The following is a 19,133-nucleotide window of genomic DNA, read 5'->3' as shown; positions in this document are numbered from 1 at the left end:
GCTAATGTGAGATAAATATAAAAAGAGGATTTCTATTACTGTCTACTTAACAGGGAGATGACTATGAAGATCCTCTTTTTATATTGAAATTAGTGTTCGATTTTAAACGAATAAAGCCATTAATATTAAATTTTGATAGCTATCATCCAATTTTACACCCTTTGCTTTTCTACCCTCTTCAAAGAAGCCTAGATTCTTATATAACTGGATTGCACCTAGATTATCTTCCATTACCTCAAGACAAACTTTTTCAATCTTACTGTTATTTTTAGCCCAATTGATTAACGTTTCTAGAAGAGCTCTTCCAATACCATAATTTCGATATTCAGGTAGTATGGTCATCGCAAAAGCCCCTTGATGACTAATTTTTTCTTTGTTTCCGTTCTTAAAATCTATTGCACCGACTAACTTACCATCAACTTCAGCAATAAACTGTACATAATTTGGATTTTCAAGATAAGCTTTTAACGTTTTTTGAATAGCATCGATACGCACCTTTTTTACATCCTCAACCGTACTTAGCATGTATGGAGCGTTTATTAAAGCTTTTGAAGCAGAATCTAGTATTCTTTCTGCATCATGTTCTTTAGCTTCTCTAATTATTACTGTTTTTCCATCCTTAGATTTATAAGTAAAAACATTAGTTGATAAGATACTACACACACCCTTTCGGAATATAATTAGTTGAATTTTTTAACTATCGTACGATTATTAAGTAAGAAAAAGTCATATCACCTTTTGCTGCAATCGCTCTGCTTCAACTTAATGACGATTATTTCAAATGTTTTTAATTTTCACAATGATTTATTCCGTTATATAGCCCGATTGTTGAATAACATGACTGGCGTTTTTTAAACAACTTTATTATCTCTGTACACGATGAATTAACGACTTGAGCTGTTGTGTAAATAATATACAATGACCTTTTCTAATTCCTTAGTTTGTTCTTTTTCCCGTACACGAACGGCATCTACTGGAGTTTGTGTATGTTTTAACCAATCTAGAATAAGGTGTAGTTGTTCTTGTATTTGCCCAATGTTTTGCTCCTTTATGTTCTTATTCTGAATTCTATTAATTAATTGCAGCATATAGGGAAGTTTTTCTATACATTCGCTTAAATCTCCGCAATAACCTGAAGGGAATTCATTTGTACCAAATTCTAAAGTATTGATGTAATTAGAAACTAGGTATATCATGGCTTTTTGTTCGGTATCACCACCTAATTCAATCGCTTTTCGAAGGAATTTTTCTAAATCGTCTTCTTTATTGCTAGAGTCCATATAAATTCCTATCCATCTAAAAGGTCTTGAATCAAATGGGTTGTTTTCTGTCCATCTATATAGAATGTCAATTAGAAAACTATTTAGTGAGAAAGTTAAGATCCCATCTTTTTCGTTTAATGCATCTAAAATAGTAAACAGCGAAATGGCAAACTCTTCTTGATCTTTTGATTCCCATTTCTTTGCATTTGAAATAAATGTCTCTAAATGTTTAAAAGCTAATTTTCGAAGTCCCGCTTCGCGATGCTGACAGTAACAAATAAAATCATGCCAATGCTCATTTTTATTCATATGTATAATAATAGTTTGTAATGCAGTGAGAGGTTTATCCATTATAAGTCCCCAATCTATTAAGCACGTGTTGAAAATTTAGTGTTATTATATCATTACATAAATTAAAAAGGGAGAGTCACTATGATTACAAAAGTAATTACGAAAAGTAATTGGGAAATCGCAAAAACAACTGGAGAAATTAATGAAGAATCACTTATAAAAGAGGGATTTATCCATTGTTCATTATTAGATCAAGCTTTAAAAGTTGCAGAAAAATATTTCAAGCATGAAGAAGATGTTTTATTACTTACAATTGATCCAGCTCTATTAAAAGCAGAAGTAAAATATGAACTTGCTTCTAACGGTCAAGAATATCCGCATGTTTACGGAGTAATTAATGTTGAGGCGATTGTAGAGGTTGTTCAATTTTCTAAAGAAAAAGGGGAATTTATATTACTTAAATCAGTTCGACTTTAGTAATAGGTGATGGAGTTCGCTATAATCGCTATATATAGCTAATGAATCCTATTGATAAACGAGGGTTTTTTGTTTATCAGTAGGATTTTGAATTTTATTCGAACGGACTTAAAAAGAGCACATTTGAATTGTGCTCTTTAAGAGAAAAGTGAATTAGGGTTTTTTACTTCTAGATAATGTATGAGTGATTCATCATAATGTGACGATGAATCACAAAAGAGCAGTTAGAGTGGGAAGAATTTAAGATGGTCACGGGATCCAATCGATAGGTAATGTAGAGGTTCTAACAGGACTCATTATAGACTTTGAAGATGAAACGTAAAAAAGTTATTGTTTTTATCTGAATATTGAAGGAATACAAGAGTTTTATTTATTTAATTTTTTAGAAAACATAGACTACAACATTGGTAAATGGTATAATTTCCTTGTTATTGGAATTAAAATCAAAATATTTGAAAATAAAGGATAGGGTTGGTTTTAATGGGGGATTCTGATCACAAAGAAACAAAGGCAATATTAAAGTTATGGTTTATTTATATACCACTTGCATTTGGAGAATTTGTCTTTTCGAATATCATAGGTTATTTAAAAAAATAAAGATTTTGTATTTGAAAAACAATTAACCTAATTTAATTGTTTTTTTATTTTTCTCTAATAAACCAAACAAAAATAAAGATTTTGAACAAGATGAAGTTTATGAAGGAAATAACGTTGATTAGGTGCTGAAAACAGTGTGAAATTAACAGTGCCTAAAGAATAAAACAGGAATCATTCAACTATGGTAATTTTCCGTTTTATTAGCTTCCTATAGTGAGGTGTTATGTTCACATCATATGTATACGATATTTGTAGCTTAATATAGTATTACTGGAACTGCAAAATTAGTAGTTAAGGTTGCTACCTTTTAGAGTGATATATATAACTTAGCTAAAAAAGCACAAATCATATAATTTGCGCTTTTCATTATCCGTTTTTTGGTAAAAAATTATAGTTTTTGTCACACTAATACTGTACGATACATAGTATAAAACACATACTGTATGACATATAGTAATGGAAATGAGGTGAGTGAATGGATACTTTATTAAACTCGTTAATTACTGAGTTAAGAAGAGGGACATTAACGTTAGCCGTTTTAAGTCAATTAACAACGCCGCAGTACGGATATTCACTTGTCCAGTTATTGGAGCAATCAGGAATTACAATTGATCAAAGTACTTTATATCCGCTACTTCGCCGATTAGAAAAGCAGGAATTAGTGACGAGTAGTTGGGATAAAACGGAGAGTAGACCTCGTAAGTATTATGTTTTAAGTGAATATGGATTAGAAATATTTTTGCAGTTGAAAAAAGAATGGATAAAGGATTCAAAAGAACTGTATAACTTATTAAAGGAGGAGGACGATAATGAGTCTAATTGATATCTACGTCCATGAAGTTGCAAAAAGATTACCTGAAAAAAATCGTGAAGATATTACACTTGAAATACGGTCAACAATAGAGGATATGTTACCTGATAATTATAATGAAGATGATGTAAAGAGCGTTCTTGAAAAATTGGGAAGTCCAGTTTCATTGGCTAATGGATACATGGATAGACCGATGCATTTAATTGGACCACGTTATTTTGATGTATATATGACATTATTAAAAATGATTATACCAATTGCAGTTGTTATTGCACTTATTTCAATGGCTGCAGAAAGTTTTAGTAGTTATAGTGGTGAGCAGGCAGTAGTAAATGTTATTTTAAAATTGATGGGTGAAGGAATTGCAAAAACATTTGAAGTAGGTCTCCAAGTATTTTTTTGGATTACACTTGTTTTTGCTGTTTTAGAAAGAACAGATAAAGAAAAAGACCCACAACCATTGACAACAAGTTTAAAAAAATGGACACCAGATGATTTGAAAACCATCTCGTATATCCCAAAGAAAAAAGCAATCTCGAAGTTTGAAGTTTTTGGAGGTTTAATGTGGACAGCAGTTTGGGCTACACTTTATTTTTATGCGAATCATCTTGTTGGCGTATATAACGGTACGGCAAATGGACTGAAGTTTGTCTCGCCAACTTTTAATCAAGATGTTTTATTGCAGTACTGGCCAATCGTTGTAATTATGATCGTTTTTGAAATATGTATATCCCTTTATAAATTAGTGCAGGGACAATGGACGCAAAGATTGGCGATTGGGAATGCTATTCTTCAAGTAGCTGGGACGATAGTATTCATTGTAATTGTAGTAAATCCACATGTATTTAACGCAGGGTTTATTACGTATTTGGCAAATGCATTTACTATTTCCCCAGATGAGTTTAAAACGTGGCTCATTGGGGGAGGAATTTTTTTCTACATGTTATCTGCTGCAATAAATATGTTTGATGGTTTCCGAAAAGCTAGTATTCGTATGTAGATAAAAATCGGAATTTTCGATAAAATAAAACTATTAAAAAGGTAGTGAAATAAGATGAACATGATGAAAGGAAGAAAACAATGATAAGGGAAGCAACGAAAAGAGATTTAGCATACATTTTAGATATTTATAACGATGCGATACTTTATACAACAGCTGTATATGCGTATAAACCTGTAACCCTTGAAAATAGAATAGATTGGTATGAACAAAAAAAGGCTGAAGGGTATCCAATTTTCGTATATGAATTAGATAATAAAGTAGTAGGATTTGCGACATTCGGTCCATTTAGAGCGTGGCCTGCTTATAAATATTCAGTTGAACATTCTGTGTATGTAGATAAGGCATATAGAAAAAGTGGCATTGGGTCTTCATTAATGAAAGAATTAATCAAAATTGCAAAGGAAAGAGAGTATATGACCTTAATTGCTGGAATTGATGCAGAAAATGAGAAAAGTATTGCCTTACATGAAAACTATGGATTTGTTCATGCGGGGACAATTAAGAAGGCTGGTTATAAGTTTAATAGGTGGTTAGATTTAGCTTTTTATCAATTGGAGCTTAATGGTCCTGAAAGGCCTACGGAAGAATAGATATTTGCGTTTTGCTTAGTATGTATTTTAGAAAGGTAGCATGGGAAAATTTCATGCTATCTTTTTTATTGTATGCATACATATCAAGTAACAAAAAAGGTTTTATACATTCTATATCGAAATTAAAGAATGTAATAAAACAATATAAAAAGAGGTGCGAATATGCAAACTGTCATTGAAGGAATGAAAGAAATACAATCTGGTCAAGTTGGAGTGATTGTGTCTTCTACAAAATTTGAAGATATAATTGCCTCCTATAATAATGAACTATATGTTCCTTTAGCATCAGCAGCAAAAGTGGCAATTGGATTTGCAGTAGCAAACATGGTAAAAAACAAACAAATTAGTTGGAATGATATGCTTCACCAAATTAAATTTAATTCAAAAGAAGATAGTGCACAATTATATCCACATTTGCAAGGAAGAGATACAATATCACTCAGTAAAGCTGTTGAAGTGATGATAGCGTGTCATGACAGTTATATTGCAAAGGCGATTGTATTGCACTGCGGAGGATGGGATACTATTAGAAAGCATGTTTCAACGTACTTCCCTAACATACATGTTCAAGAAAACCCTAGAGATGAACAAAATGTTGGAGAGTTAAATGAAATACATTCACTTTTAGTGCGAATTTTTCGAGGGTATAAAACTGAGCCGGAATTATGGGAACCAATAATAAATGGAATGGTAAGGCAACAAGGAGAATATGAAGGGATACCGTATTATCATATAGCTCATATGACAGGTGGATTACCTACAGCAATAATAAATATTGGTATAATAGGGGTGTTTAACGAATTCCCGGTTCTTTACGTTATTGGGGGGAAAGATTTACCTAATCGAAGTGAAAATAAAGAAATAGATGAAGCTTTTGCAGTAGTTTTAAAGTACATATACAAAGAATATAGTGAAAGCATGCTAGGAGTGAGCGATTGAAAAGAAACTTAAAGACTTTAACAATCATTATTTTAATTTTAACGATTATTGCTCTTGAAGTTGGAATCGCCCTATATGATCACAATTTGTCATTAGATACAATTTACTTTGCAGCGATCCTTATTTGTATTGTATTGCTTTTTGGCACACGTGTTTCTGAAGAGAAAGAAAGTACATCGAAACGAGGGCGAAGAAAAATAGCTGTTATATTTTGGCCATCTATTTTATTGTCTATCGCTTGTTTTGCAGTTATAAGTTACATAAGGGTAGGCTATGTCTCTGTACCAGGGATAATTGGCTTTTCATGCTTTGTTACATATGGTGGATTCGTTTTGATTAGTATTTTAAAGGGGAAAAATAAAATGTAGCTTACTAAGTTGAAAGGAAGCAATGTATATGAAACATATAGAGAACGGTACACGTATTGAAGGAGAATACATTAAAAATAAAGTCATTCAATATAATATGTCCATCTTAACAGATGAAGTAAAACAGCCGATGGAAGAAGTAAGTCTCGTAGTAAAAAATGAAGAAGGAAAAATATTTGGTGGTGTAACAGGTACGATGTATTTTTATCATCTTCATATCGACTTTTTATGGGTTGATAAATCAGTTCGTCATGACGGTTATGGTAGTCAACTGTTACATAAAATTGAAGAAATTGCGAAGGAAAAAGGGTGCAGATTAATATTGCTAGATTCATTTAGTTTTCAAGCGCCAGAATTTTATAAAAAGCACGGTTACAGGGAGTATGGTATCGTTGAAGATCATCCGAAAGGTCATAGTCAGCACTTTTTTGAAAAGAGATTATAATAATATTATGTATACTGATTGATGGGAGAAAGCATATGTACACGTATAAATTGCAACAAGAACAACCAATCTGTGCAGAAAAAATAAAGAAGCTTTATGATTCTGTCGGTTGGTGGCCAGAAAGAAAAGAAGTCGATATTGAAAAAATGTTAAAGAATAGTATAGCCATTGGAGTATGGGAAGAAAATGAATTAGTTGGATTTGCTAGAGTCGTTTCTGATGGTGTTTTTCGAGCATACATTGAAGATGTTGTCGTACATGAGAATGTAAGAAATAAAGGTATTGGAGAGAAAATGCTTACAATATTACTTCCAGAAATATCTCATATTGATATTGTTAGTCTATTTTGCGGAGAGAAGCTAATAAAGTTTTACGGTGAGCAGCAATTTCAAGCAACGAAGCAAATTGTGATGCATCGTAATCAAACAGGGAAAGAATAAGAGGTGCCAATTAAAATGAATGCAACAAGAGCGTACTGTTTATCGAAAAGAAAAGCGACAGAAGATTCTCCAGGTGGCTGGAGTGCAACATGTATGAGGCTTAATAATAAAATATTTGCGATAGTAAATCATGAAGAAGGCGAAAAAGCTGCGATTACATTGAAGTGTGATCCAGAAGTCGCATTAAGAATAAGAGAAGATTATCCAGAAACAATTATTCCAGGGTATCATATAAATAAAAAACATTGGAATACCGTTTATATTCATAAGGATATAGAGCAGGAGCAAATTAATAAAATGATTGATTGGTCGTATGATTTAGTACTACAATCATTTTCAAAGAAAAAGCAGCAGGAGTTAATGGATTAATATGTATTAGGAGTGTGTGTAATGAAAGATTCGATTAAAGATACGTATGATAAATTAGCGAGTACATATAAAGAAAATCTAGATTTCGCAAATCCATATAACAGTTATTATGAAAGACCGGCGATGATGGAGCTTATTCCAAAGGAACTAGAAGGAAAAAAGATATTAGATGCTGGATGTGCAGCTGGATGGTATACTTCTCAATTCATAGGAAGAGGAGCAAATGTTACAGCAATTGATGTAAGTCCTGAAATGGTAAAAGCAGCAAAAGAAAATATAGGAGAAGAAGCGACGTTCCTTTGTCATGATCTGCAAGAAACATTGCCATTTGAAGATAATACGTATGATGTGATTGTAAGCTCATTAACTCTTCATTATATAGAAAATTGGAATCAAGTATTTCAAGAATTTCGTCGTGTATTGAAGCCAGGTGGAGAACTTATTTATTCTATTCATCATCCTTTTATGGATTTCACAAAGTTTCCATGTGAAAATTATTTTGAAAAACAGTTATTAATAGATACTTGGGTTAAACCGAATATTACTATTGAAGTCAAGTTTTTTAGAAGATCATTACAAGACATACTAAATGAAACTACAAATTATTTTGTATTAGAAGAGATAGTGGAACCGAAGGCAATTGAAAAAATGAAAGAAGTAAGCGAAAAATCATATTATTATTTAAATATGAATCCACATTTTCTTATCATAAAAGCAATCAATAAATAGCTAGTAAAATAACTTTGTTTTACTAGCTATTTACAGTTTTACATCACATATTAGGAGACTTTAAAATGAATACGAAACGAAATAGAGTAGTATATGCACTATTTACTATAGTTGTTATTATTTTAGGTCTTAGCTCAAGAAAGTTTGCTTTTGCACTACCACATCTATTAAATGATTATTTAGGTGATGCATTATGGGCATTAATGATTTTCACTGGCTTTGGATTTTTGTTTCCTAAAACAGAGACGAAGAAGTTGGCTTTTATTAGTTTAATGTTTTGCTACGGGATTGAAGCGAGCCAATTGTATCATGCGGAATGGATAGATAGCATGCGTGCAACGACTTTGGGTGGACTCGTGTTGGGATACGGTTTTTTGTGGAGTGATTTAGTGGCTTATACAATTGGTGTTGGAGTGGGAATACTGTGTGAGGTTATTTTTCGGAAGAAATAAGAATTGTAAAAGGAGTATTTGTAAATGGAACAAGCACTGGAAATTGCAAAGTTTTGGTTTCAAAATGAACATGTCACAGCTACTGTAATGCAACCAAAAGTAGCGAAGGTTATATGCAAGAATAAAGAGTATATTTTAAAGAGAACGGGATCGATAGACCAACTTCTAGTTGAATTCGATGTTTTGGATCAACTGTATGAAAAGGGAATTAAAGTACAGAGAGTAGTAAAGACAGAAAATGATGAACAATATGTATTATATAAAGAAAAATATTATTGCTTATATGAGTATGTTGCCGGAAGTGTTTTAGAAATAAAAGATACGGATAAGCTGGAAAGGCTAGCAAGTACAATTGGAGAAGAAATAGCTAATCTGCACAAAGCATTACATTCGGTGAATAGTGATCATGAGTTAATAAAAAGAAATTTATATAAGACGGTATTTGAATGGGCTATACCAATTTTAGAAAAGAATGAGTATGTTCATCGAGAGGTAATTCAAAAGATGGAGCGAATGCACACAGATTTCAAGGAAACGGTCCATTCATTACCGAGACAAATTATTCATCGTGATATGCATCTATCAAATGTAATCTTTAAAGATGATAAACTGGAAGGGTTTATAGATTTTGAGATTTTAGAAAATAATGTAAAAATATTTGATTTATGTTATTGCTGTACAAGTATATTAAGCGAGCTATTTAGTGATGAAAGATTAAGAGGGAAATGGTTACATATCGTTAGCAAAGTCTTTGAAGGTTATTATAAACAAAATGATTTAACGAAAGAAGAACGAAAAGCCATTTGGTATGTTATGCTTTCAATTCAAATTATCTTTATTGCTTATTTTGTCCAGTTACCAGATTTATTAAAGTTAAATGAAGAAATGTTCTTCTGGATTTTTGCTAATAAGGAAGCTATTGAAGAAGTTATAGAAGGTATCGTAAAGGTATGAAAAAAATAATATTAATTGGTTCTGGTGGTTCAGGAAAATCTACATTAGCAAGGCAGTTAGGAAATAAATTAAATATTAAGGTGCATCATCTTGATGCATTATTTTGGAAACCGAATTGGGAAGGTGTTCCGAGAGAAGAACAAATAGCAGTTCAAAATAACTTAATTAAAGATGAGAAGTGGATTATTGATGGGAATTATGGCGGGACGATGGATATCAGACTGAATGCAGCTGATACAATTATCTTCCTTGATATTCATAGAACAATTTGTATTTATCGTGCGTTTAAAAGAATTGTAAAATACCGGAATAAAACAAGACCAGATATGGGCGCGAGATGTGAAGAAAGATTTGATTTGCAATTTTTTAAATGGATATGGAAATATCCTAATGCTAAACGACCTACAATTTTAAAAGGGTTAGAGCAATTGTCCGAAGAGAAAAAGGTTATTGTTTTAAAATCTCCAAATGAGGTTCGGAAATTTTTAGAGCACATATAATAATAGAATGTGACACAACAATTCTTTTTGGATCTTACCGATTAGTTTGATTAAACTAATCGTTTTTTATTATGAAAAATTTAACGCTTTTTGAAAATTGTATTTTGTAATGAGTATATGACTATAAATTCATATAAAATGAACGTTTGGAGGAATAGAAAATGACTAATGATTTAATTCAAACAATCGATTCATTAATGGTAAATATTCCAGCTGGAGAGGTAGTATTAAGAAATGATCGAATAAAAAAAGAATGGCTAGTGCAAATTCAACCATTTCTTCTTGCGAAGTATGCTGTAACAATCAAACTATATGATGCTATTACAAATAGTCCATTAAATAATTTTGATAAAAATCATAAACCAGTTGTCAATATTTCATGGAACGATGCCATTGCGTTTTGTAATGTACTTTCAAAAAAAAGCGGGATTAAAAGAATATTATTCTATTTTTTACATTTGTAGGTCAGTAATAAATATAAAGTTATACATGAAAAAAGTGTCTATATTAAATGATATAGACACTTTTCTGTTGTAAGAAAAGAAGAATTGTTTAAATGGAAAAAATGAAAATACTAAATGTGAATTTTGAGAACTAAGTCTACAATTTCTGCTGCACACTTTTATTTTATCCCGTATTAACCGACCGTAAAACCCCAACTAATTAAAGTTTTACTTTATGATTTCAGGATGTGGTTTTATATGTTAGTAATAATTTCACTGTTTCTGCACAACTTCTGCACATGCTTAGGCCAGTTCTATGTCATGATATATTCATAAAGTGAAATGTTTCACAAGGAAAAATATATTTTCACTGCGATGTATGCATAATTAATACATACATCGGTACAAGTTTGTCTCTTGTTATTCTTTTACATCAAAGCCCACATTCCACTACAAAGTATAACAAGAAGGAGACATGAACATGAATAATCGATTTTTAAAACAACTACAAAACATGAAAATGAACAAAAAAAGTTTAGGAGCTGTAGCATTAACAGCTGGAATTATTAGTACGACACTTATTCCTCAAAATGCTTATGCGCACGGTTTTGTTGAAAAGCCTGGTAGCCGATCCGCTTTATGTAGTCCAACTTATGGTGCGCTAAATGTAAACTGCGGAAGTGTTATGTATGAACCACAAAGTTTAGAAGCTCCAAAAGGGTTCCCACAAGGTGGTCCAGTAGATGGACAAATTGCTTCAGCAGGCGGAAAATTTGGTGGTATTTTAGATCAACAAACAGCAAATCGTTGGTTTAAAAATACAATCACTGGTGGGGAAAATACATTTACTTGGAAGTATACTGCGCCTCACTTAACGAGTAAGTGGCATTACTATATTACTAAAAAAGGATGGAACCCAAATAAAGCGCTAACAAGAGCAGATTTTGAACCAATTGGAACTGTGCAACACGATGGTTCTGCAGCTTCAAATAATTTAACTCATAAAATTAATGTACCTACTGATCGTAGTGGATATCATGTGATTTTAGCAGTATGGGATGTAGCTGATACAGCAAATGCATTCTATAATGTAATTGATGTTAATCTTATTAATGATGTGAAACCAGACATAGAAGCGCCAAGTATTCCAAATGGACTTCAGACGAAAAAAGTAACAGCGAATAGTGTAGAACTAACATGGAACTCTTCTACGGATAATGTAGGGGTAAAAGGATATCAAATCTTCCGTAACGGAGAGATGATCGATACAATACTAGGCACTCATTTTATTGATAAGAAGTTACAACCAAGCACAGAATACTCTTATACTGTAAAAGCAATTGACGCAGCTGGAAATGTATCGAAAGAAAGTACAGCGCTTACAGTAAAAACGACAGTTGCGACTCCTGATACAGAAGCACCAACACAACCAAAAGGATTACATAGTATGGGAACGACAGCATCAAGTGTGGATTTAATGTGGAGTCCATCTGACGATAACATTGGTGTAGACCATTATGATATTTATAGAGAAATAGAAGGATTAATGAAAAAGATTGCAACATCCAATACAACTTCTTATATGGATAAAAATCTGCTTGCTAATACTACTTATAAATATGTAGTGAAAGCTGTTGATGTAGCTGGAAATGAATCCGTACAGAGTGATATATTCACAATTACTACAAAAGCTGAAAGCGCTTCATATGAAGCGTGGGATGCAAAAAAAGCATATAAAAAGGGAGATAGAGTTCTACACGAAGGAAAAGTATATGAAGCAGTCCAGAGTTATCAAGGAAATGGTGATCCAAACTGGATTTATGCATTATCATTATGGAAAACAGTGTAAGTTTTACCTAGGTATGAACTAAAAGATGATGGGCTTTGATGCAAAAGGTAATCTTGAGAATTCACTTTTCTATTAATAAAAAAGGGTAGTGTATGAATACATAAGATTCATATACTACCCTTTTTATTATGATAACACTTTCGTCATAAGTATGTGCGGAATGCCATCTTCCATAAATATATCAGAAGAAGTTTGATAGTCTAATTTTTTATAAAATCCTTCAGCTTGTGTTTGACCGTGTAGCTTCACTTTTGTAGCTTGTTCGTTACGAGCAATTTCTTCTAACGTTTGAATGATGACTTTACCTAATCCGTATGTACGATAATCTTTTAAAATACAAATACGTTCTAATTTTCCGACACCATCAACAAATCGTATACGCCCTGTGCCTACAGGAAGATCATGATAATAAACTAAAATATGTTTACATTGCTCTCCGATTTCATCGAATGTATCGAATTCATCTGTAAGAGGAACACCTTGTTCTTTTACAAATACTTCTTTTCGAATATGAAAGGCAGTTTCTAAATCAGTAAGTTCTGTTATAAGTTTGGATTGCAAAATATTCAGTCCTTTCTAATGTAATCAGTTTGCGTTTTCCTAGTATATCATAATAAAGCACTATTAAGAGAAGAAGAACATACTAAAAAGCCAACTTTAAAAAGTTAGCTTTTATTACAATTTCTTTATCCCATTTTTAGTGCCAATAATTGCTGTACTCGTCATACTTATAAACAACCCTGTTTCAACTACACCAGTAATCATTTTTAATTGGGTGTGTAAATGGGCAGGATTAGAAATATGATTAGGGAATATACAATCGATAATCATGTTATTGTTATCGGTTATATAGGTTTCATTATTTTTTAAACGTAACGTTGTTTGACACCCTAAAGACTGAATTTTATTTTCGGTTTGTTTCCATGAAAAAGGGATGATTTCAACAGGTAATGGAAAATTACCTAAATGTGTTACAAGTTTCGATTCATCAGCAATGATAATTAGTTCTTTAGAGGAAGAGGCAACGATTTTTTCACGAAGTAATGCACCGCCACCGCCTTTTATAAGCTGTAAATTTGAATCAATTTCATCCGCTCCATCAATTGTAAGATCAAGACTTTGTACGTCGTTTAACGAAAGTAGGGGGATATTTAGTTGATGTGCTAATGCTTCAGTTTCCTTTGATGTTGGTACAGCTTCAAATGATAATCCTTCTTTTACACGCTCACCTAATTTTTGTATTGTCCAATATACAGTAGAACCTGTACCAAGCCCAATCTTCATGCCATCATTTACAAAGTTAGCGGCATATTCGCCAGCGAGCTGTTTTAAATTCATCTCTTTATTCCGCCGGACGCGGCCCGGCATCAAGACCTGAATTTTCAACTGTAAGTACCGGACGAACGACTATATCTTTATGTACGCGCATTTGACAAGATAATCGTAAATGATCTTCAATCCCTTTTTCCGTCATTGCATGTTTCTCATTCGCACTTGCTTCACAGAAATCACCTGCTAGTATTTCTACTCTACAAGTTGTGCAACGTGCATTCCCGCCGCAACGATGAAGAATGTTGACACCGCTATCTTCAATTGCTAATACTAACTTTGTTCCTTCTTTCACATCAAAAGTTCCCGCACCTTCAATTGTTAATTTTGGCAAATTTGTTCCTCCTCACGTAAAATTGTACATAACATATTTATGACCGCGAATTATTGAACATAAACATTATTTTTTTATATCCCCGTAACTTTTTTAATGTTGAATCGTTTATTAAGTAAGCGCTGAAAAGGAGTGGTTATTTTGTGCACAAAAGTAACTCATGTTTTAAAGAATCATATCGATATGAATCATTCAAATATAAACTTTTTAATTGAACAATATGGAGAGTTAAAAAGATACTGTACTTTTTTAACGAAAAACAAATGGGATGGGGAAGATCTCGCCCAAGAAACAGTGTGTAAAGTGCTTCAAAAATATAGAAATAAAGATATTTGTATGACACTCGTCTATAAAATAGCAAGAAATCGTTGGTTAGATCAGATGAAGTCTAAGTCTGTTTATGAAAAAATAAGAGAACAAATCACATTTGAAGAACCACATGAGAACATTGCAGATTTGCATGAAATGGTAGGGAAAGTATTGTCTTCATTAAATGTACAGCAATCCGCAATTTTATTATTAAAAGATGTTTTTCAATATAGTATCGCTGATATTGCTAAAGTGTGTTCTGTATCAGAAGGTGCAGTGAAAGCTTCTTTATTTCGGAGTAGAAATAGGCTAAAAACTGTAAGTGAAGAAGGGATTGAGATAGTCGAATTCACAGAGGATATTGAAGTTGTTGTAACATCTATTCGTGAGGAAAGACCGGAATTATTAACGAAGCTTCTTCCGACAATAGATTTTACTAAGTTACCATCTAAACAGCCAGTCTTATTATTTAATGTGAAAAAACCTTCTTCCTACAGTTATATGCTTTACGCAGCATAATAATTATTGGAGGGATATAAAATGAATGCAATTCCATATGTAGTGGAACAAACGAAATTAGGAGAACGTTCTTATGATATATATTCAAGGTTATTGAAAGACCGCATTATTATTATCGGTTCAGAAATAAATGATCAAGTAGCGAGTAGTGTCGTAGCGCAATTATTATTTTTAGAAGCGGAAGATGCCGAGAAAGATATATTTTTATACATCAATAGCCCAGGCGGCTCAACGACAGCAGGTTTTGCCATATTAGATACGATGAATCTCATTAAACCAGATGTGCAAACGTTATGCATGGGATTTGCAGCATCATTTGGTGCATTGTTATTATTATCAGGTGCAAAAGGAAAACGGTTTGCACTCCCTAACAGTGAAATTATGATTCATCAACCGCTTGGTGGTGCACAAGGTCAGGCAACAGAAATTGAAATCACAGCAAAAAGAATATTAAAGTTAAAGCATGATATTAATAAAATGATTGCAGAAAAAACAGGCCAACCGATTGAAAGAGTAGCACATGATACAGAAAGAGATTATTTTATGACTGCAGAAGAAGCGAAGGCATATGGGATTGTAGATGACGTTGTTACGAAAAAATAAGTTAAAAACAGGCTAGAGGATACGCTAACCCTCTAGCCTATTTTTATTAATCTTTTACCCATTCATCAACTAGCGCTTGATTCTTCTTAATCCATTTTCGCGCCGCTTCTTCGGGATCTTTCGTTTTATTTAACTCGACCATTAACGTACCAAGCTGTTCATCGTTCATCTTCCATTTGTCAAAGCATTTTATGATATCCGGATGGTCTTTTTCGAAACCTTTACGAACAGAGTAATAAATGTCATCTTTTTCACCATATACTTTCTTAGGGTCTTTTAAATATTTCAAGTCAAATTCCGAAAAGCCCCAATGTGGATTCCAAAGCGTAACAGCGATTGGTTTCTTTTTCGTATATGCTTTCTTTAATTCACTCATCATCGCAGCCTCAGAAGATTGGACAAGTTTTAGTTTAATATCATATTCCTTCATTGCTTTGTTCGTTAAATTCATAAGACTACTACCGGGTTCGATTCCGACAATTTTGTTATCTAGCTCACCTTTATGTGCATTTAAATCTTCGATACTGTTAATGTTTTTCATATAAGAAGGGACGACTAGGCCAAGACCAGTACCTTCATACCATTTTGATTTTAAAACAATATCATCTTTATAACGATCGTTTAGCGGTTTATCCGTAACGGGTAGCCACACTTCTAAATTAGCATCAACATCACCGCGAGCGACACCAGTCCAAATTGCGGCTTTTTCTAAATACATAAGTTCAACTTTGTAGCCTTTTTCTTCTAATAAAACTTTCCACATGTTTGCGGTTGCAATATTTTCTTTCCAACTTGTTACACCAAGTTTAATTTTTCCTTTCGAATTTGCATTTGTTGCATTACATGAAGTGAAAATCATAGTAATAAATAATGCAAGGCATATAAACCAAATTTTCTTTCGCATCGAAAACCTCCTAAGTAACGTTTGCCTTATAAAATAAATGTATAAGTAAGCATTCTTATTATGAACGGAAACGAGAATTTTAAAGAAATCTTATGAATGTCATTTTTATGTAATATTTCTTTGTAAAATCGCAACACTATGTGAATAGATGGGTAGAAAAGGAGTAGTGACATGGATAATACAAAGGTGCGTGTTGAAAACGTAACAAAAGTATTCGGGAAACATCCGCAAAGAGCCCTTTCCTTATTAAAAGAAGGAAAAAGTAAATCGGAAATTTTAAAAGAGACAGGAATGAACGTTGGGGTGAAAAAAGCAACGTTTGAAGTTTACTCTGGAGAGATTTTCGTTATTATGGGTTTGTCTGGTAGCGGGAAATCTACGCTAGTTCGTATGTTAAATCAATTGATTAAACCAACTGCAGGTCATATATACATAGATGGTGAAGACATCGCAACGATGGGAAAAGAAGAGTTACGGAGAGTAAGAAGAACGAAAATGAGTATGGTATTTCAGAAATCCGCTCTATTTCCGCATCGTACAGTTATACAAAATGTTGCATATGGTTTAGAAATTCAAGGAGTTCCGGTTGAAGAGCGAGAGAAAAAAGCGTTAGAATCGCTACAGTTAGTAGGACTCGATCATCATAAAGATAATTACCCAAGTCAACTTAGTGGTGGTATGCAGCAGCGCGTTGGAATCGCAAGGGCACTAACGAATAATCCAGATGTATTACTAATGGACGAGTCATTCAGTGCATTAGATCCACTTATTCGAAAAGAAATGCAAGATGAATTGTTAGAGTTACAAGATAAAATGGAAAAAACGATTATATTTATTACGCATGATTTAGATGAAGCGCTTCGAATTGGAGATCGTATCGCATTAATGAAAGATGGAGAAATTGTCCAAATTGGAACACCAGAAGAAATTATGATGAGTCCCGCTAATGAATTTGTAGAAAAGTTTGTTGCGGACGTGAATTTAGGAAAAGTAATTACGGCTGAGTCTATTTTAAAACGACCAGAAACTTTATTAATTGATCGTGGACCTCGTGTAGCCCTTCAAATTATGAGGAATGCAGGTGTCTCAACTGTATATGTTGTAAACAAAAAGTATGAGTTTTTAGGTATATTAACTGCGGATGATGCGAGTAAAGCAGTACAAAAACAGTGGCCGATTGCTGATTTATTACTTAATGATATTCCGCATGTGTATTTGGATACTTTACTGGAAGAGACATATGCAAAAATGGCAGAGATGAAATATCCGTTACCAGTAATCGATGAGAAGAAAAGGCTAAGAGGAATTATTAAACGTGAAAGTGTCATTCAAGCTCTTGCAGGAAACATTGAGGAAGAGGTGAAAGACGATGAATAGTATACCGCGGATTCCATTAGGGGAATGGGTCGACTCATTTGTTGCAAGTTTATATGAGCACCTTGAAGGCTTATTCCGAGGATTCTCTTATATTATCGGCGGATTCGTTGATTTACTCACTAATTTTTTAACAATAATACCGGCCATATTGATGATTATCATCCTTTGTTTCCTCATTTTGTACACAACGAGAAAGGTATCTTTAATTATTTTTACACTGATCGGTTTATTATTTATTTTAAATATTAACTACTGGGCACAGACGATGCAAACATTAGCACTCGTACTTACGTCTGTTATTATTTCAATTATTGTCGGAATTCCAATTGGTATATTAGCATCTCAAAATGAACGTTTCTCAAAATTTTTAAAACCAACATTAGATTTTATGCAAACAATGCCTGCATTCGTATACCTTATTCCAGCGATTACATTTTTCGGAGTAGGTGTAGTACCTGGAATTATTGCATCAGTAATCTTTGCAATGCCACCGACAATTCGTTTTACTGACTTAGGAATTAGACAAGTTCCAGAAGATTTAATTGAAGCAGCGAATGCGTTTGGATCCACGGCATCACAAAAACTATTTAAAGTACAATTACCACTTGCAACCGGAACGATTATGGCTGGTGTGAACCAAAGCATTATGCTTTCGTTATCGATGGTTGTAACAGCATCACTTGTAGGAGCTCCAGGACTTGGAGTTGATGTATATCGCTCTGTAACACAAGTTAATATCGGAATGGGATTTGAAGCTGGATTAGCTATCGTAGTAATCGCAATTATATTAGATCGAATTACACAAGGGTTCCATACGAAAAGAAAATAATGAATAAAAAACACACTTTTATAATACAAAGTGTGTTTTTTATTGCATCCAGATCACATACGAACGATAACAGAACCTCCAGCTGGTGCACAAACTTGGTTTTTTTGTTGTTCCATTGATTTAATTAATTGATTATTTTCCTCGATTAATGAGATTAATTTAGTTAATTGATTTTCAAGACTTGCAATACGCTGCATCATATATTGTGAATCATGATGCAATGTATTCCTTGCGGGATGAGGGGAATAAACATACTGTTGATTTATATTTGGATTCCAATGAGGATACATTTGAATCGTTCCTCCTTCAATAAATTACGAAGCTTTCTTATAGTAAATGCCTATGTATAATTAATAGTTACTTGAAAATTTTCCAATATAAAAGGAGTATGTACAGAAAATGGAAAATAT

General features: G+C 32.9%; 25 protein-coding genes, 1 pseudogene and 1 riboswitch. Of the genes and pseudogenes, 19 read left to right on the top strand and 7 right to left on the bottom strand.

Annotation, left to right across the window (positions count from 1 at the left end):
- Positions 1-102: 102 nt before the first annotated feature.
- Positions 103-663, bottom strand: coding sequence for a GNAT family N-acetyltransferase (locus F3I02_RS21920; RefSeq protein WP_196478435.1), 561 nt, complete (start codon positions 661-663; stop codon positions 103-105).
- 221 nt (positions 664-884) lie between these two features.
- A complete protein-coding gene (locus F3I02_RS21915; protein WP_000360489.1) occupies positions 885-1,613 on the bottom strand; it encodes a hypothetical protein in 729 nt (242 codons plus the stop codon).
- A gap of 81 nt (positions 1,614-1,694) precedes the next feature.
- Between F3I02_RS21915 and F3I02_RS21910 the strand changes: the two genes are divergently transcribed.
- The 15 genes and pseudogenes from F3I02_RS21910 to F3I02_RS21840 all read left to right on the top strand — a co-directional run bounded on the left by F3I02_RS21910 (position 1,695) and on the right by F3I02_RS21840 (position 12,519).
- Positions 1,695-2,030, top strand: coding sequence for a DUF952 domain-containing protein (locus F3I02_RS21910; protein ID WP_046945009.1), 336 nt, complete (start codon positions 1,695-1,697; stop codon positions 2,028-2,030).
- Positions 2,027-2,088, top strand: a riboswitch (Fluoride riboswitch). Its footprint overlaps the gene before it by 4 nt.
- 1,014 nt (positions 2,089-3,102) lie before the next feature.
- A complete protein-coding gene (locus F3I02_RS21905) occupies positions 3,103-3,450 on the top strand; it encodes a PadR family transcriptional regulator (RefSeq protein WP_000380305.1) in 348 nt (115 codons plus the stop codon).
- Positions 3,437-4,438 (top strand): HAAS signaling domain-containing protein, encoded by a 1,002-nt coding sequence (locus F3I02_RS21900; protein WP_196478434.1) that lies wholly within the window; start codon positions 3,437-3,439, stop codon positions 4,436-4,438. The genes F3I02_RS21905 and F3I02_RS21900 overlap by 14 nt, the downstream gene beginning before the upstream one ends.
- 80 nt (positions 4,439-4,518) lie before the next feature.
- The gene (locus F3I02_RS21895) at positions 4,519-5,031 is read left to right on the top strand and encodes a GNAT family N-acetyltransferase (RefSeq protein ID WP_196478433.1); all 513 of its coding nucleotides are present in this window, start codon (positions 4,519-4,521) and stop codon (positions 5,029-5,031) included.
- A 162-nt stretch (positions 5,032-5,193) separates the two neighbouring features.
- On the top strand, positions 5,194-5,970 hold the full coding sequence (locus F3I02_RS21890) for a serine hydrolase (protein WP_196478432.1): 777 nt from the start codon (positions 5,194-5,196) through the stop codon (positions 5,968-5,970).
- The gene (locus F3I02_RS21885) at positions 5,967-6,338 is read left to right on the top strand and encodes a hypothetical protein (protein WP_000827982.1); all 372 of its coding nucleotides are present in this window, start codon (positions 5,967-5,969) and stop codon (positions 6,336-6,338) included. Before F3I02_RS21890 ends, F3I02_RS21885 begins: the two co-directional genes overlap by 4 nt.
- Positions 6,339-6,366: 28 nt before the next feature.
- Positions 6,367-6,783: a GNAT family N-acetyltransferase gene (locus tag F3I02_RS21880; RefSeq protein WP_000680417.1), complete on the top strand. Its 417-nt coding sequence runs from the start codon at positions 6,367-6,369 to the stop codon at positions 6,781-6,783.
- 35 nt (positions 6,784-6,818) lie between these two features.
- Positions 6,819-7,223, top strand: coding sequence for a GNAT family N-acetyltransferase (locus tag F3I02_RS21875; protein WP_046945011.1), 405 nt, complete (start codon positions 6,819-6,821; stop codon positions 7,221-7,223).
- A gap of 15 nt (positions 7,224-7,238) precedes the next feature.
- Complete coding sequence (locus tag F3I02_RS21870) at positions 7,239-7,592, top strand: MmcQ/YjbR family DNA-binding protein (protein ID WP_000994629.1); 354 nt, start codon at positions 7,239-7,241, stop codon at positions 7,590-7,592.
- Positions 7,593-7,613: 21 nt separating this feature from the next.
- Complete coding sequence (locus tag F3I02_RS21865) at positions 7,614-8,321, top strand: class I SAM-dependent methyltransferase (protein WP_000655257.1); 708 nt, start codon at positions 7,614-7,616, stop codon at positions 8,319-8,321.
- Between the two features lie 65 nt (positions 8,322-8,386).
- Entirely contained in the window at positions 8,387-8,773 is a 387-nt protein-coding gene (locus tag F3I02_RS21860; RefSeq protein WP_196478431.1) for a ribosomal maturation YjgA family protein, read from the top strand.
- Positions 8,774-8,797: 24 nt separating this feature from the next.
- On the top strand, positions 8,798-9,727 hold the full coding sequence (locus F3I02_RS21855) for a phosphotransferase enzyme family protein (RefSeq protein WP_196478430.1): 930 nt from the start codon (positions 8,798-8,800) through the stop codon (positions 9,725-9,727).
- A complete protein-coding gene (locus tag F3I02_RS21850) occupies positions 9,724-10,227 on the top strand; it encodes a DNA topology modulation protein (RefSeq protein WP_196478429.1) in 504 nt (167 codons plus the stop codon). The genes F3I02_RS21855 and F3I02_RS21850 overlap by 4 nt, the downstream gene beginning before the upstream one ends.
- 161 nt (positions 10,228-10,388) lie before the next feature.
- Positions 10,389-10,677, top strand: a pseudogene (locus F3I02_RS21845) (formylglycine-generating enzyme family protein); the annotation flags it as partial.
- A gap of 474 nt (positions 10,678-11,151) precedes the next feature.
- On the top strand, positions 11,152-12,519 hold the full coding sequence (locus F3I02_RS21840; protein ID WP_001065141.1) for a lytic polysaccharide monooxygenase: 1,368 nt from the start codon (positions 11,152-11,154) through the stop codon (positions 12,517-12,519).
- 126 nt (positions 12,520-12,645) lie between these two features.
- Here F3I02_RS21840 and F3I02_RS21835 read toward each other — a convergent pair whose 3' ends face one another.
- From F3I02_RS21835 to F3I02_RS21825, 3 genes are all read right to left on the bottom strand, one after another.
- Positions 12,646-13,080, bottom strand: a complete 435-nt coding sequence (locus F3I02_RS21835; protein ID WP_001190880.1) for a GNAT family N-acetyltransferase — start codon at positions 13,078-13,080, stop codon at positions 12,646-12,648.
- Positions 13,081-13,194: 114 nt separating this feature from the next.
- The gene (gene rpiA, locus F3I02_RS21830; RefSeq protein ID WP_001049981.1) at positions 13,195-13,857 is read right to left on the bottom strand and encodes a ribose 5-phosphate isomerase A; all 663 of its coding nucleotides are present in this window, start codon (positions 13,855-13,857) and stop codon (positions 13,195-13,197) included.
- Positions 13,858-13,861: 4 nt separating this feature from the next.
- Positions 13,862-14,182: a 2Fe-2S iron-sulfur cluster-binding protein gene (locus F3I02_RS21825; protein WP_001125388.1), complete on the bottom strand. Its 321-nt coding sequence runs from the start codon at positions 14,180-14,182 to the stop codon at positions 13,862-13,864.
- Positions 14,183-14,323: 141 nt separating this feature from the next.
- Between F3I02_RS21825 and F3I02_RS21820 the strand changes: the two genes are divergently transcribed.
- Both F3I02_RS21820 and clpP read left to right on the top strand, forming a co-directional pair.
- On the top strand, positions 14,324-15,010 hold the full coding sequence (locus tag F3I02_RS21820; protein WP_000337518.1) for an RNA polymerase subunit sigma-70: 687 nt from the start codon (positions 14,324-14,326) through the stop codon (positions 15,008-15,010).
- 21 nt (positions 15,011-15,031) lie between these two features.
- A complete protein-coding gene (gene clpP, locus F3I02_RS21815) occupies positions 15,032-15,613 on the top strand; it encodes an ATP-dependent Clp endopeptidase proteolytic subunit ClpP (RefSeq protein ID WP_000991610.1) in 582 nt (193 codons plus the stop codon).
- A gap of 46 nt (positions 15,614-15,659) precedes the next feature.
- On the opposite strand, the gene F3I02_RS21810 is transcribed toward clpP, so the two are convergent.
- Positions 15,660-16,517 (bottom strand): glycine betaine ABC transporter substrate-binding protein, encoded by an 858-nt coding sequence (locus F3I02_RS21810; protein ID WP_001227624.1) that lies wholly within the window; start codon positions 16,515-16,517, stop codon positions 15,660-15,662.
- A 171-nt stretch (positions 16,518-16,688) separates the two neighbouring features.
- Between F3I02_RS21810 and F3I02_RS21805 the strand changes: the two genes are divergently transcribed.
- A complete protein-coding gene (locus tag F3I02_RS21805) occupies positions 16,689-17,894 on the top strand; it encodes a quaternary amine ABC transporter ATP-binding protein (protein WP_196478428.1) in 1,206 nt (401 codons plus the stop codon).
- A complete protein-coding gene (locus F3I02_RS21800; protein WP_196478427.1) occupies positions 17,887-18,723 on the top strand; it encodes an ABC transporter permease in 837 nt (278 codons plus the stop codon). The genes F3I02_RS21805 and F3I02_RS21800 overlap by 8 nt, the downstream gene beginning before the upstream one ends.
- Positions 18,724-18,776: 53 nt before the next feature.
- Here the strand turns inward: F3I02_RS21800 and F3I02_RS21795 are convergent, their stop codons facing one another.
- Positions 18,777-19,013, bottom strand: coding sequence for a hypothetical protein (locus tag F3I02_RS21795; RefSeq protein ID WP_000283222.1), 237 nt, complete (start codon positions 19,011-19,013; stop codon positions 18,777-18,779).
- Between the last annotated feature and the right edge of the window lie 120 nt (positions 19,014-19,133).

Source organism: Bacillus sp. SRB3LM, from assembly GCF_015712745.1.
Lineage (GTDB): Bacteria > Bacillota > Bacilli > Bacillales > Bacillaceae_G > Bacillus_A > Bacillus_A thuringiensis_K.
The sequence above is the reverse complement of the archived record's forward strand: the minus strand, read 5'-3'. Positions and strand labels throughout refer to the sequence as shown.